The sequence below is a fragment of the Amycolatopsis sp. BJA-103 genome (assembly GCF_002849735.1).
Classification (GTDB): domain Bacteria; phylum Actinomycetota; class Actinomycetes; order Mycobacteriales; family Pseudonocardiaceae; genus Amycolatopsis.
This window is the reverse complement of sequence record NZ_CP017780.1, coordinates 2,208,787-2,225,127: the sequence shown is the minus strand read 5'-3', so window position 1 is coordinate 2,225,127 and position 16,341 is coordinate 2,208,787. Positions and strand designations below refer to the sequence as shown.

General features: G+C 72.6%; 1 protein-coding gene. It reads right to left on the bottom strand.

Translation table 11 applies throughout. The annotated features are described in order from the left end of the window. Positions 1–25: 25 nt before the first annotated feature. Positions 26–16,321 carry a type I polyketide synthase gene (locus tag BKN51_RS44175; RefSeq protein ID WP_101607286.1) on the bottom strand — a complete coding sequence of 5,432 codons (16,296 nt, stop codon included), beginning with the start codon at positions 16,319–16,321 and terminating at the stop codon, positions 26–28. Positions 16,322–16,341 lie beyond the last annotated feature (20 nt).

Sequence of the window (16,341 nt, the reverse complement as noted above, 5' to 3'; positions counted from 1 at the left end):
TCCCACTCGTCCCGCATCGTCACGGTCATTCGCTGTCGGTTTCGAGCACCAGGCGGATCAAGCTGTCCGCGTCCAGCTCGTCGATGTCGCCCGCGTCCTCTTCGGCCGCCGAATCCTCGACGCCGGCCAGCCGCAGCAGCCCCTCCATGAGCCCCGCTTCGCGGAACCTCGCCAGCGGAACGGCGGCGAGCGCGGCGCGGAGCTGGTCCTCGGCCGCCTGCGCGCCGTCGGGCGCTTCGAGGTCCGGCACCAGCTTGTCCCGGAGCAGACCGGCAAGCTCGACCGCGTTCGGGTAGTCGAAGACCAGCGTGGCGGGCAGCCGCAGTCCGGTCGCTGTGTTCAGCCGATTCCGCAGTTCGACCGCGGTCAACGAGTCGAAGCCCAGGTCGGTGAACGCCCGGTTCGCGTCGATCGCCTCCGAAGACCCGTGCCCGAGCACGGCCGCCACGTGGGTGCGCACCAGGTCGACCAGTGCGCGGTCCCGGTCCTGTTCGGACAGTCCGGCCAGCCGCTGCCGCAACGAATCGGCGCCACCGGCGCCGGCGGACATCGCCGCCCGCCGAGCCGGGCCGCCGGTGACCAGCGCGCGCCACAGCGGCGGCACGTCCTCGGCGGTCCGGACCTTCGCGCGCATGCCCGCGACGTCGAGCCGGGCGGGCACGAGCACGGATTCGTCCCGCGCCAGCGCACGGTCGAACAGCTCAAGGCCGTCCTGGGCGCTCAGCGCCCCGATCCCGCCGCGGTTGATGCGGGAGCGCTCGCTGTCGCTGAGCTGTCCGGTCAACGCGCTCGCTTCGGCCCACAAACCCCACGCGAGCGACGTGCCCGGCAGCCCCGCCGCGCGCCGGTCCGCCGCGAGACCGTCCAAAAAGGAGTTCGCCGCGACGTAGTTGCCCTGCCCGGCGGCACCGAAGGTGGAAGCCGCCGAGGAGAACAGGACGAACTCGTCCAGCTCGCGGTCCTTGGTCAGCTCGTGCAGGTTCCACGCACCGTCGACCTTGGGCCGCATCACCGCCGACACGCGCTCGGACGTCAGCGACGCGATCGTCGCGTCGTCCAGCACACCGGCCGTGTGCACCACGGTCTTCAGCAACGGCACCCGGCGCACCACGGTGGCGAGGTCGTCGCGTTCCGCCGCATCGCAGGCGACAACGCGCACTGACGCACCCGAGGTGGCCAGCTCCGCGGCCAGCGCGGCGACGTCCGGCGCACCCGGGCCGGAACGGCCGGTCAGCACCAACTCGTCCGCACGCCCGGTCGACGCCAGATGCCGGGCGACCAGACCACCCAACGTCCCGGTGCCACCGGTGATCAGCGCCGAGCGGGAACCCGACACTGCCGCAGCCGCCGGAATGGTGAAGACCATCTTGCCGGTGTGCTTGGCCTGCGACATGAACCGGAACGCGTCCCGCGCCCGCCGCACGTCCCACACCCGCACCGGCGACTTCGCCAGCACCCCGGACGCCATCAGTTCGACGATCTGGACCAGCATGTCGTGCAGTCCGTCCGGCCCGGCCTCCGCCAGGGTGAACGGCCGGTAGTCGATCCCCGCCGGGATGCTCTCCGGGTCCCGCAGGTCGGTGCGGCCCATCTCCACGAACGAACCGCCCTGCGGCAGCAGCCGCAGCGACGCGTCCACCAACTCGCCCGCCAACGAGTTCACCACGATATCCACACCGCGACCATCCGTCGCAGCAAGGAAATCCTGCTCGAACTCAACACCGCGCGAGGTCGAAATGTGGTCCGCGTCCAGACCCAGACCGGCCAGCACACCGTGCTTCGCCGGGTTGGCGGTCGCGAAGACTTCCAGCCCCAGATAGCGCGCGATGCGCACCGCGGCCATGCCGACACCGCCCGCGGCCGCGTGCACCAGCACCCGCTGCCCGGACCGCGCGCCCGCCAACTCCACCAGCGCGTACCAGGCGGTCAGGAAGGCCGACGGGACAGCACCGGCCTCGACGTCCGTCCAGCCTTCGGGGATGGGCACGAGCTGCCGCGCGTCGGCGATCACCTCCGGGCCGAACCCGCCGGACACGATGCCCAGCACCCGGTCGCCCACCGCGAAGCCGGTCACGCCGGGCCCGACCTCCAGGACCCGGCCCGCGACCTCACCGCCCATCACGCCACCGCCGGGATACATCCCCAACGCGATCAGCACGTCCCGGAAGTTCAGGCCCGCGACCCTCACGCCCACCCGGACCTGGCCCGGCTCCAGCGCCGCGTCGGCGAGCGAGACCGGCGCGAGGCCCTCCAGCGAGCCGCCCGTGTCCGGGTCCAGCCGCCACAAGCCCTTCGGCAGTACGAGATCGCCGGACGGACGGGTCAGCCGCCGTCCCAGCGCGACACCACCACGAATGGCCACCTCCGGCTCACCACTGTCCACTGCGGACGGCAACGCGGCGAGGTCCCTGCCCTCGGCGAAGTCAGCCAGGATGACCTGGTCCGGGTTCTCCGACTGCGCGGAGCGCACCAGACCCCAGACCGCCGCGGACGCCAGGTCCGCCACCGGTTCGCCGGGGGCGGTCGCCAGGCCGCGCCGGGTCAGGACCACCAGCCGCGCCGTCTCGAAGCGGTCGTCGGCCAGCCAGTGCTGAATCAGTTCCAGCGTCTCGGTGGTGGCGCGCCGCGCGGCCTCGGCCGTGTCGGTCTCGTCGGCGCCACCGGCGCAGACCACCACCACGCTCGGCACCGTGCCGGACTCGGCCAGCGCCGTGAGGTCCGCGAAGGATGTCATCGGCAGCGCGTCCGCGACTCCGAAGCGATCAGTGCCAAGGAGGGCCCAGTCGCCGGTCTTCGCGGCGGTTTCCGCGATCGGCTGCCATTGCACGGTGAACAGCGAGTCAGGCTGCGTCGCACCGGCCGCGCGGACCTGCTCCAGCGAAACCGCCCGAGTGACCAGCGAGTCCACCGAGATCACGGTGGCCCCGGCGGTGTCGGCGGCCAGCACGGCGAGAGCACCGGCGTCGTCCCGACGCAGCCGGGCGCGCAGCACGGACGCACCGCCGGCCCGCAGCCGGACGCCGTTCCACGCGAACGGCAGCCGCGCCTCGCCCGGCTCAGCCGTGCCGAGCAGTGCGCTGGCGTGCAGCACCCCGTCGAGCAGCGCCGGGTGCAGGCCGAACGCGTCCGCTTCCTCCGCGGTGTCCCCGGAAAGCCGGACCTCGGCGTAGATCTCGTCGTCGAGCCGCCAAGCCGCGCGGAGAGTCTGGAACGCCGGGCCGTAGCCGTAAGCGCCTTCGGCGGTGTACATCCCGTCGATGACGATCGCTTCCGCGCCTTGCGGGGGCCACACCGAGAGTTCGTCCGCGGCCGGCGAGGCCGCGACCGGGGCCAGCACCCCGGTGGCGTGCCGGGTCCACTCTTCACCGGTTCCGTCCCGGCGGGAGAACACCTCCACCGTGCGGCGACCGTCGTCGGTGGCGTCGGTGAGAACCACCTGGACCTGTACGCCGCCCTCGGCCGGGATCACCAGCGGCGCCTGCAAGGTCAGTTCTTCCAGCAGACCGCAGCCCACCTGGTCGCCCGCCAGCACCGCCAGCTCGACGAACCCGGTGCCGGGCAACAGGATCACGCCACCCACCACATGGTCGGCCAGCCACGGATGCGTACGCACCGACAACCGACCGGTGCAGAGGACACCCGTGCCGCCGGCCAATTCGACCGCCGCGCCGAGCAACGGGTGGTCCACCGCGCCCAGGCCAAGGGACACCGCGTCCCCGCCACGGCCGGTCGCGGCCTTCGGCCAGTAACGCTCACGTTCGAACGCATAGGTCGGAAGCTCGACCCGGTTCCCCGACGGCAGCACCGCCGCCCAGTCCACCGGCGCACCCTGCACGAAAGCTTCCGCGAACGAGGTCAGCAACCGCGCCGCACCGCCGTCGTCCCGGCGGAGCGTGCCGCACACGGCAGCGGCGTCCTCGACAGTGTCGGTGATCGCGCCGAACAGGACCGGATGCGGAGTCACCTCGACGAACATCTGGTGGCCCTGTCCGGAAAGCGTGGCGATCGCGCGTTCGAAGTGGACAGTCGAGCGCAGGCTCTCATACCAATACCCGGCGTCCAGCTCCTCACCAGTGAGGATCTCACCGGACATCGCCGACACCATCGGCACCCGGCCACGCCGCGGAGAAACCCCGGCCAGCACCGCACGGATCTCGTCCTCCAGGCTTTCCACCTGCGCACAATGCGACGCGTAATCCACCGCCACCATCCGCGCCCGGATACCCTCGGCATCCAACTCGGACTTCAACTCAGCCAACGCCTCCGGCTCACCCGAAACCACCACCGCGGACGGACCATTCACCGCAGCCAACGCCAACCGCTCGCCCCACCTGGCGATCCGCTCCTCCACCACACCGGCCGCCGCGCTGACCGACAACATCCCGCCCAAGCCCGCCAGCGCCTTGAGAGACTTCGACCGCAGCGCAACGACCTTCGCACCGTCCGCAAGGGACAACATGCCCGCCACCGTCGCCGCCGCGATCTCGCCCTGCGAGTGCCCGACCACCGCGTCCGGAGCGACGCCAGCCGCCTCCCACATCGCGGCAAGAGACACCATCACCGCCCACAACGCAGGCTGCACCACATCCGCCGACTCCAGCTCGCCTTCGAGCACATCGGACAGCTTCCAGTCCACAAAAGACCCCAAAGCCACCTCGCACTCCGCCAGCCGCGCCGCGAACACCGCACTCGCCTGCGCGAGCTCCCGCCCCATGCCGACCCACTGCGAACCCTGCCCGGCGAACACGAACACCGGACGCACTCCCGCCCGCGCCGATCCGGCAACTACCGAGCCCGACGGCGTCCCGGCGACCAGATCTCGCAACCCAGCGGGAAAATCGCCGGTGACCACGGCTCGGTGCTCGAACACCGACCGGGTCGTCGCCAACGACCAGGCCACGTCCGCCGGCGACAGCTCCGGCCGGTCGAGCACCCAGTCGTGCAGCCGCTCCGCCTGGCCCGCGAGGCCCTCGACGGTCCGGCCGGACAGCACCCACGCCCCAGCCTCACCGGCACTGAGCACCGGCTCGCGCTCCTCGACCTCCGCGGGTGCCTCGGCGGGCGCTTCCTCCAGGATGACGTGCGCGTTGGTGCCGCTCAGCCCGAACGACGACACCCCGGCGCGCCGCGGACGCCCGTTGGCCGGCCACGGCGTGCTCTCGGTCAGCAATTCGACCTGACCGGCCGTCCAGTCCACCTGGGAAGACGGCACCCCGGCGTGCAGGGTGCGCGGCAACTGCCGCTCCCGCAGCGCCAGCACCATCTTGATCACGCCCGCCACGCCGGCCGCCGCCTGCGTGTGCCCGATGTTCGACTTCACCGAACCCAGCCACAGCGGACGGTCCCGATCCCGGCCATACGTCGCCAACAACGCCTGTGCCTCGATCGGGTCGCCGAGCTTGGTGCCCGTACCGTGCGCCTCCACCACGTCCACATCGGACTGCGACAACCCGGCATTCGCCAGTGCCGCGCGAATGACGCGCTGCTGCGAAGGACCGTTCGGCGCGGTCAGACCGTTCGACGCGCCGTCCTGGTTCACCGCGGAACCCCGCAGCACGGCGAGCACCTGGTGGCCCTGCCGTTGCGCGTCGGAGAGCTTCTCCAGCACGACCAGGCCCGCGCCCTCGGCGAAGCCCATGCCGTCCGCGTCGTCGGAGAAAGCCTTGCAGCGGCCGTCTTTCGCCAGTCCGCTCTGCTCGCTGAACCCGACGAACCCGGCCGGGCTGACCAGCACGGTCACGCCGCCGGCGAGCGCCATCGAGCATTCGCCGGACCGCAACGCCTGCGCAGCCAGGTGCATGGCCATCAGCGACGAAGAGCACGCCGTGTCCACGGTGACGGCCGGGCCTTCCAAGCCCAGCGAGTACGACACCCGGCCGGACAGCACGCTGGTCGCGTTGCCGGTGATCAGGTGCGCCGCGCCGTCGAAGTCCGCGTCGTAGCCGTAGCCGGACGAGTAGCCGCCCGCGAACACGCCAGTGCTGGTGCCACGCAGGGATTCCGGGGCGATCCCGGCCCGCTCCAGCGCTTCCCAGGACAGTTCGAGCAGCATCCGCTGCTGCGGGTCCATCGCCAGCGCCTCACGCGGGCTGATCCCGAAGAACCCGGCGTCGAAGCCGGAGATGTCCTCGACGAAACCGCCGGAGCTGACATAGGAGGACTCGTCCAGCGCGCCGAGGTCCCAGTCCCGGTCGAGCGGGAAGCCGGAGATCGCGTCGCCGCCGGAGGCCAGCAGCGCCCACAGCCCGTCCGGATCGACGACTCCGCCGGGATAGCGGCAGCTCATGCCCACGATGGCGATCGGCTCGTCGGCCGCCGCCGATGCGGCGACCGGGGCGCGGGTCTGCTCGGGCAGCGCGCCGAGCAGTTCGGCCAGCAGGTAGTCGGTGACCGCGCCGGCGGTCGGGTAGTCGAACAGGAGCGTCGCGGGCAGCCGCAGGTCGGTGGCCGAGCCGAGGTCGTTGCGCAGTTCCACCGAGGTCAGCGAGTCGAAGCCCATCTCGCTGAACGCGCGGTCGGGGTCGACGGACTCGCCCGAGCCGAAGCCGAGCACCTGCGCGGCCATGCTTCGGACCAGGTCGGCCACCACACGGGTCCGCTCGGCGCCGGAGAGCCCGGTCAGCGAAGCGGCCAGATCGCCCTCGGCCGTTTCCGCGGGCGCGTCCGCGACGAGCGCGGCCAGCCGGTGGATCTCCGGCAGATCCCGCATCAGCGGGACTTGGAGCAGACTCGCCGCCGAGTGCGGGGTGTCCAGGATGATGGACCAGTCGATGTTGGTCACCGTGAGGACGGTGTCGCCGCCCTCGAGAGCCTCGCCGAGCGCTCGCACCGCGAGCTTCGGTGCCATCATGCCTTCCCACTGGTTGCGGGCCAGCCGTTGCCGCGCCGCTTCGGAGCCCTGCGCCACCCCGGCTTCCCAGGGGCCCCAGGCCACTGACAACGCGGGCAGACCACGTCCTCGCCGGTGCTCCGCGAGCGCGTCGAGGTAGGCGTTGGCCGCGGCGTAGTTGGCCTGTCCGGGCCCGCCCGTGGTGGCCACCACCGACGAGAACAGCACGAACGCGTCCAACTCGCGGCCGGCGGTGAGTTCGTCCAGATGCGCGGCGCCACCGCCCTTGGCCGACAGCGCGGTTTCCAGGCGGGCCGGGCTCAGGCCGTCGATCACGCCGTCGTCCAGCACCGCCGCGGTGTGCACCACGGCGGAGAGGTCGTCGCCGATCCAGTCGAGGACCCCGGCGACCTCGGCGCGCACGCTCACGTCGCAGGCCAGCACGTCCACCTGGCTGCCCTGTTCGGCCAGTTCGGCGGCCCGCGCGGCGATGCCCGCCACGGCCGGACCGGACCGGCTGGTGAGCACGAGCCGGTCGCCGCCGTGTTCGCCCAGCCACCGGGCCACGTAGCCGCCGAGCGCGCCGGTGCCGCCGGTGACCAGCGCGGCGCCGCGGGTCTGCCACGTCCCCGTGCTCTTCGGGCGGGGAGCGTGGGTCAGGCGGCGGCCCAGTATCCCGGCGGGTCGCAGCACGACCTGGTTCTCGTCGCAGCCGGACAGGACCGCGACCAGCTGCGCGCCGGTCCGCTTGTCCACCGCGGCGGGCAGGTCGACCAGCCCGCCCCAGCGGTCCGGGTACTCGAGTCCGACCACCCGGCCGAAGCCCCAGATCTGGGCCTGTGCCGGACTGGCCGGGGACTCGCCCGCCCCGGCGGCGATCGCGCCGCAGGTGGCCAGCCACAGCGGGGCGTCCACGCACGCGTCGTCCAGCCCCTGCACCAATGCGGTGGTGGTGGCGAGGCCGGTCGAAACCACCGGGTGCCCGGCCAGCGGAGTCTCGTCCAGCGCGAGCAGCGACAGCACGCCGCTCGCTTCGCCGGTGTCTCGCAGCACCGGTCCGAGCACCGCCGACATCGCGACCCGGTCGGTCACCGCGGCGTCCAGCGCGATCAGCACCGGCTCGGCGCCGCGGCGGGAGAGCGCGGCCACGCACGCCCGCACCCGCTCGTCCTCGGCGTGCGCGGCGGGCACGACGACCAGCCAGCTCCCGTCGAGCCGGGCGGCGGACGGTTCGGCCACCGGCGCCCAGGTGATGCGGTAGCGCCAGGACTCGGTGGCCGAGCGGTCCCGTTCCCGCTTGCGCCACGAGGCCAGCGCGGGCAGCACCGCGTCCAGGTGGCCTTCGTCGGGCAGCGACAGCGTGTCCGCGACCCCCGCCAGGTCGCCGCCTTCGACCGCGGCCCAGAAACGGGCTTCCTCGGCGGTTTCCGCCCCGGTGGGCGGCGTTGCGGCGGCGGAGCCGCTCAGCCAGTAACGCTCGTGTTGGAAGGCATAGGTGGGCAGATCGACGCGGCTGCCCGCGGGCAGCACCGCGGTCCAGTCCACCGGGAGGCCGCCCGCGTGCGCTTCGGCCAGCGAAGCGAGCATCCGGCGCGCGCCCGCGTTTTCGCGTTCCAGGGTGCCGACAGTCAGCACCGGGCCGGTCCCGGCGTCCTCCGCGGTCTCGGTCACCGACGCGGTCAGCACCGGATGCGGCGAAACCTCCACAAAGGACAGATAACCGGCGGCGAGCAGCGCACGGGTGGCGTCCTCGAACCGCACGGTCCGGCGCAGGTTCGCGAACCAGTAGTCCGCGCCGAGTTCGGCTCCGGACACCCATTCGCCGGTGACCGTGGACATCATCGGCACCCGGCCGGTGCGGGGCACGATGCTCGCCAGCCCGGCCGCGAGCACCTCGGCCAGCGAATCCACCGCCGGGGAGTGCGCGACGAAGTCGGTCGCCGGGATCCGCCAGCGCAGCACGTGCCGCGAGGCCAGTTCCCGTTCGAATTCGGTCAGCGCCTCGGGTTCGCCGGACACCACCACGGCGGCGGGGCCGTTGACCGCGGCGATGGAAAGCCGGTCGCCCCAGCGCGCCACCAGTTCGCGCACCGGTCCGGCGGGCATGACCACCGAGACCATCGAGCCTTGCGCGGACAGTCCGGTCAGCTCCCGCGACCGCACGGCGACGACCTTCGCGGCGTCCTCGACGGTCAGCATGCCCGCGACCGTCGCCGCCGCGATCTCGCCCTGCGAGTGGCCGACCACCGCGTCCGGAGCGACGCCAGCCGCCTCCCACACCGCGGCCAGCGACACCATCACCGCCCACAGCAACGGCTGCACGATCTCCGCCGATTCCAGCTCACCGGCGAGCGCCTCGGTCAGGTTCCAGTCCACACAGGACGAAAGGGCGCGCTCGCATTCGGCGAACCGGGCCGCGAAGACCGGGCTGTCGGCCAGCATCTGCCGGCCCATGCCCGCCCATTGGGTCCCCTGTCCGGCGAACACGAAGGCAGTCCGGCCACCGGCCCGTGCCACCCCGGACAGCGGGCCGGGCGCCGCGCGCAGACCGGAAACCAGCTCTTCGTGGGTGTCGCCGAGCACCACGGCCCGATGCTCGAACGCCGACCGGGTGGTGGCCAGCGACCACGCCACGTCCGACGGCGGCAGCTCCGGGCGCTCGGCCAGCCAGTCGGCCAGCCGATCCGCCTGCGCCACCAGGCCTTCCGCGCTCCGCCCGCCCACCAGCAGTGCCGACGGACCGCCGGTCAGCACCGGCACCCCGGTTTCGTCCGGGTCCGGCTCGGCCGCGTCGGTCTGGGGCGCTTCTTCGACGATGACGTGCACGTTGGTGCCGCTCATGCCGAACGCCGACACCCCGGCCCGGCGCACCCGCTCCCCCGGCGTCCACGACACCGGCTCGGTCAGCAGCCGCACCTCGCCCGCCGTCCAGTCCACGTGCGGGGTCGGGTCGTCCACGTGCAAGGTCTTCGGCAGCTGCTCGTGTCCCAGCGCGAGCACCATCTTCATCACGCCGGCCACGCCCGCCGCGGCTTGCGTGTGCCCGATGTTCGACTTCACCGAGCCCAGCCACAACGGTCGTTCCCGGCCCTGTCCGTAGGTCGCCAGCAACGCCTGCGCCTCGATCGGGTCGCCCAGTGTGGTGGCCGATCCGTGTGCCTCGACGACGTCCACATCGGACTCGGAGAGCTGGGCACTGGCCAGCGCCGCGCGGATTACCCGTTGCTGCGACGGACCGTTCGGCGCCGTCAAGCCGTTCGACGCGCCGTCCTGGTTCACCGCGGAACCCCGGATCAGCGCCAGCACCGGATGCCCGTTGCGCTGGGCGTCGGAAAGCCGCTCCAGCACGAGCATGCCCGCGCCCTCGGCGAAACCGGAACCCTCCGCGGCGGCGGCGAAGGACTTGCATCGCCCGTCCACCGAGATGCCGCCTGCCTTCGCGAAGGCGCTGAACACGCCGGGCGTCGCGGTGACGGTGACGCCACCAGCGAGCGCGAGCCCGCACTCGCCGCCGCGCAACGCCTGGCTGGCCAGGTGCAGAGCGACCAGCGAGGACGAACACGCGGTGTCCATCGTGACGGCCGGGCCTTCCAGCCCGAGTGTGTAGGACAACCGGCCGGAAAGCACGCTGGTGGCGTTGCCGGTCACCAACTGCGCTTCGGCGACGCCGGAAGTTTCCAGGTCGATATCCGTCGCGTACCGGGAGCTGTAGCCGCCGACGAACGCGCCGGTCTGCGTGCCGCGCAGCGAAGCGGGGTCGATCCCGGCCCGCTCGACAGCCTCCCAGGACACCTCCAGCAGCAGCCGCTGCTGCGGGTCCATCGCCAGCGCCTCGCGCGGGCTGATGCCGAAGAATCCGGCGTCGAACGCGCTGGCGTCGCGGACGAAACCGCCTGCCTGGTCGAAGGAGCCCAGCAGCGGGTCGTTCAGCAGGTCGAGGTCCCAGCCGCGGTCCTGCGGGAACGGGCCGATGGCGTCCGCGCCCGCCGCCAGCAGCTGCCACAGCTCCTCGGGGCTGGCCGCGCCGCCGGGGAACCGGCAGGCCATGCCGACGATCGCGATCGGCTCGTCCGTTCCGGCCCGCCGCACGGTCGGGGCGGGGGGCGGCGCGACGGCGGGCAGGTCGCCGGACAGCTCGGTGCGCAGCAGTCCGGCCAGCGCGATCGGCGTGGGGTAGTCGAAGATCAGCGTGGCGGGCAGGCGCAGGCCGGTGGCCGCGTTCATCCGGTTCCGCAGTTCCACCGCGGTCAGCGAGTCGAAGCCGACGTCGGTGAACGCCCGGTTCGCGTCGATCGCTTCCACGGAGGCGTGCCCGAGCACCGCGGCGACGTGCGCGCACACCAGGTCCAGCAGGACCCGGCCGCGTTCCGCGCCGGAGACCGACGCCAGCTGCCGCCGCAGCGACTCGCCTTCGCCCGCGCCGTCCGCGACGCGCGAGACCGCGGTCCGCCGCCCGGTGGCACCGACGAGCGAACGCCAGATCGGCGGGACCTCGGTGCTGCCCGCGGCCAGCGCCCGCAGCGCGGGCAGGTCCAGGTGCGCGGGCATCAGGACCGGCTCGTCGCGGCCCAGCGCCACGTCGAGGACGACGAGGCCTTCCTCGCCGCTCAACGGGATGAAGCTGCGGTCGATCCGGGACAACGACTGCTGGTCCAGGTGTCGGCCGATGCCCTCCTCGTGCGCCCACGGCCCGAGTTGCAGCGACATCCCGGCGAGCCCGGTGCCGCGCCGCCAGGCGGCGAGCGCGTCCAGGAAGGAGTTCGCGGCGACATAGCTGCCCTGCCCGGCCGCGCCGAACATGGCCGCCGCCGAGGAGTACAGCACGAACAGATCGAGATCCATCCCGGCGGTCAGCTCGTGCAGATGCCAGGCGGCGTCCGCCTTCGGCCGCAGCACGGCGGCCAGCCGCTCCGGCGTCAGCGCGCTGATCACGCCGTCGTCCACGACACCGGCGGAATGCACGACAGAGCCGAGCGGATGCTCTTCGGGCAGCTGCGCCAGCACGGTCGCCAGCGCGGCGCGATCGGCGGCGTCGCAGGCGACAACTCGCACCCACACGCCCATTTCGGCCAGCTCGGCCACCAGCGCGGCCACGCCCGCGGACGCGCCGGAACGGCTGAGCAGCACGACTCCCCCGGCGCGGCCGGTGGCCGCCAGATGCCGGGCGGTCAGGCCGCCCAGAGTGCCGGTGCCGCCGGTGACCAGCAGCGTGCGGGCGGCGGGATCGGCGCGGGGGCCGTCCGGCCATTCGACCGCGGACAACCGGCCCTCCGGCCGGACCAGCCGCCTGCCGTGGGCGCGGCCGTCGCGCAGCAGCAGTTCGGGTTCGTCGCCGCCCAGCGCCGCCGGAAGCAGCGCGAGCCGCTCGGCGCCCAGGTCCGCGAGCACCAGGCGATCGGGTTCTTCGGACTGCGCCGAGCGGGTCAGGCCCCATACCGCGGCACCGGCGAGGTCGGTCACCTCGGCGCCGACCGCGCCTTGGGTGACGACCACCAGCCGCGCACCGGCCAACCGGGTCTCTGCCAGCCATTCGTGCAGCAATTCCAGGTGCGCGGCGCTGACGCGGCGCACTGTCTCCGGCATGTCCGCGCCAGTGTCTTCCACACCGGCGCACCGCAGCACCACGCTCGGGTCGATCTCGCCGGCTTCGACGGCCGCGGCCAGTTCGGCGAGATCCGCGTACGCCCGCACCGGCAGCCCCAGCCCGTCGAGCAGGCCGAACCGGTCGGTGCCGAGCAGCGCCCACTCCCCCGCCGGAGCGGCGGCGTCCGGCAGCGCGGCCCAGTCCTGGACGAACAGCGAGTCGGCCAGCGCGCCGTCGGCGGGCCGCAGCCGGCCGGTCGGCACGCGGCGTTTCACCAGCGAGCCCACCGAAACGACCGGGGCTCCGGTGGCGTCGGCGGCGGTCAGCGAAACCGAGCCCTGCCCGTCCAGCCGCAACCGCACCCGCAGCGTGGACGCGCCCGCGGCGTGCAGTTCGACGGAGTTCCAGGCGAACGGCATCGGCACCGTGCCGGGCTCCTCCGGCACGCCCGCCTCGACCTCGGCGATGACCGAGGCGTGCAGCGCCGCGTCCAGCAGGACCGGGTGCAGGCCGTAGGAACCGGCCTTCTCGGCTACGTCGTCGGGAAGCACGATCTCGGCGAAGACGTCCCCGTCGCGGCGCCAGGCGGCGCGCAGCGCGTGGAACGAAGGACCGTAAACGTCGGCAAGGTAAGTCGGGTACAGCTCTGAGACATCGACCGGCGTGGCGTCGCGCGGCGGCCACATCAGCAGGTCCTCGTCGGCGGAACCGACCGGGCCCGCGGGCGCGACCGTCCCGACCGCGTGCCGGACCCATTCCTGGCCGGGACCGGCCTGTTCGGGGCGGGAGAAGATCTCCACCGGCCGACGGCCGTCCCGGCCGGCCTCGGCCACCACGACCTGGAGCTGCAAGCCCTCGCCCTCGGCGGGCACGATCAGCGGCGCCTGCAGCGTCAGCTCGTCCAGCGCGCCGCAGCCGAGCTGGTCCCCGGCGCGGACCGCCAGCTCGACGAATCCGGTGCCGGGCAACAGCATCGTGCCGTCCACCGCGTGGTCGGCCAGCCACGGCTGGGCCTTCGGCGAGAGGTGCCCGGTGCACACCAGGCCCGCGCCGCCCGCCAGGTCCACGGCCGCGCCGAGCAGCGGGTGCCCGAGCACCCCGAGCCCCAGCGTCGACAGGTCCCCGTTGCCGGACTTCCCGTGGAAGCCGGACAGCACGCCCTGCGGCCAGTAACGCCGGCGCTGGAAGGCATACGTCGGCATTTCGACGTGCGCCGCGACGGGCAGCAGTTTGGTCCAGTCCACGGACGCGCCGTGCACGAAGGCCTCGGCGAACGAAGCGACCAGCCGGTCCGCGCCGCCCTCGTCCCGGCGAAGAGTCGCGCAGACCACCCCGGCCACCGCACCGGCGCCCGCCTCGCGCGCGACCTCCTCCAGGGTGTCGTTCATCGCACCGAGCAGGACCGGGTGCGGGGACACCTCGACGAACATCTGGTGTCCCTGTCCGGAAAGCGTGGCGATCGCGCGTTCGAAGTGGACAGTCGAGCGCAGGCTCTCGTACCAATACCCGGCGTCCAACTCCTCACCAGTGAGGGTCTCACCGGACATCGCCGACACCATCGGCACCCGGCCCCGCCGCGGAGAAACCCCGGCCAGCACCGCACGGATCTCGTCCTCCAGGCTTTCCACCTGCGCACCATGCGACGCGTAATCCACCGCCACCATCCGCGCCCGGACACCCTCGGCATCCAACTCGGACTTCAGCCCGGCCAACGCCTCCGGCTCACCCGAAACCACCACCGCGGCCGGACCATTCACGGCCGCAAGCGACAGTCGATCACCCCACCGGCCCAGCCGCTCCTCCACCACACCGGCGGCCGCGTTAACCGACATCATGCCGCCTAGACCCGCCAACACCTTCAACGACTTGGAGCGCAGCGCAACAACCCGCGCACCGTCCTCAACGGACAACATCCCCGCAACAGTCGCCGCGGCAATCTCGCCCTGCGAATGCCCGACCACCGCCTCCGGGCGCACCCCAGCCGCCTCCCACACCGCGGCCAGAGACACCATCACCGCCCACAACGCAGGCTGCACCACATCCGCCGTCGTCAGCTCTCCGGCCAACACCTCGGACAGCTTCCAGTCCACAAAGGACTCCAACGCCTGCTCGCACTCCGCCAGCCGCGCCGCGAACACCGGACTCACCCGCGCGAGTTCCCGGCCCATGCCGAGCCACTGCGAACCCTGCCCGGGGAAGACGAACACCGGGCGCACGTCGTCGCGCCCCACCCCGGAGACCACCGCGCCGCTGGGGGCCTCCGCGACCAGGCTGTCCAGCCCGGCCAGCGGATCCTCGCCCAGCACCACGGCGCGGTGCTCGAACACCGACCGGGTGGTGGCCAGCGACCAGGCGATCCGGTCGGCGTCCAGCCCCGGACGGGCGGCCGCCCAGTCCCGGATCCGGGCCGCCTGCGCGGCGAGCCCTTCGGCGGACCGACCGGTGACCAGCCAGGCGTTGGCGCCGGCGACGACCGGAGCTTCGGGCTCGGCGGCTTCGTCCGGCGTTTCCTCCGCCGGGGCTTCTTCGAGGATGAAGTGCGCGTTGGTGCCGCTGCCGCCGAAAGAGGAAACCCCGGCGCGGCGGATGCGCTCGCCGACGGGCCAGGCGACCGATTCGGTCAGCAGTTCCACTTCGCCGGCGGACCAGTCCACGTGCGGCGTTGGTTCGGTGACGTGCAGCGTTTTCGGCAGCTTTTCGTTGCGCAGCGCCAGAACCATCTTGATGACCCCGGCCACGCCGGCAGCGGCCTGTGTGTGCCCGATGTTCGACTTCACCGAACCCAGCCACAACGGTTTGCCGCCGTCGCGTTCCTGGCCGTAGGTGGCCAGCAGCGCCTGCGCTTCGATCGGGTCGCCGAGGGTGGTGGCGGTGCCGTGCGCCTCGACCGCGTCCACGTCGGCGGGGGTCAGCCGGGCGCTGTCCAGCGCGGCGCGCACGACCCGTTGCTGCGACGGGCCGTTCGGCGCGGTCAGCCCGTTGGACGCGCCGTCCTGGTTGATCGCGGAGCCGCGGATCACCGCGAGCACGTGGTGTCCGTGGCGGCGCGCGTCGGACAGCCGCTCCACCACGATCATGCCGGTGCCCTCGGCCCAGCCGGTGCCGTTGGCGTCGGAGGAGAACGCGCGGCACCGCCCGTCCACCGAAAGCCCTTGCTGCTTCGAGAATTCCACGAACATGCCGGGCGTCACGAGCACGGTCACGCCGCCGGCCAGCGCCATGGTGCATTCGCCGGCGCGGATCGCCTGACAGGCCAGGTGCAGGGCCACCAGCGACGAGGAGCACGCGGTGTCGACGGTCACCGCGGGGCCTTCGAGCCCCATCAGGTAGGCGATGCGGCCGGAGAGCACGGCAGTCAGGTTGCCGGTCATCATATGGCCTTCGAGCTCGCCCGAGCCGCCCTGCAGCAGTTCCAGGCTCATCGCGTAGTTCGAGGTGAACCCGCCGACGAACACGCCGGTTTTGCTGCCCTTCAACGTGGTGACGTCGATCCGGGCGCGCTCCAGCGCTTCCCAGGACACCTCCAGCAGCAGCCGCTGCTGCGGGTCCATCGCCAGCGCCTCGCGCGGGCTGATCCCGAAGAAGCCCGCGTCGAAGCCGCTGGCGTCCTTGATGAAGGCACCGGACCGGGTGTAGGACTTGCCCGCCTTTTCCGGGTCCGGGTCGTAGAAGTCGCCGAGGTCCCAGCCGCGGTCTTCGGGGAACGGGCCGACCGCGTCGCGTCCGTCGGAGAGCAGCTCCCAGAAGTCCTCCGGGGTTTCCACCCCACCCGGATACCGGCACGCCATGCCGACGATGGCGATCGGCTCGTCCTCGCCCGCCTCCAGCCTGTGCAGCCGCTTGCGGGTCTCCTGGAGTTCGGCCGCCGTCTTCTTGAGGTAGTCGAAGAGCTTCTCTTGGTTAACCACTCTGGCCCCTTAGCAACACC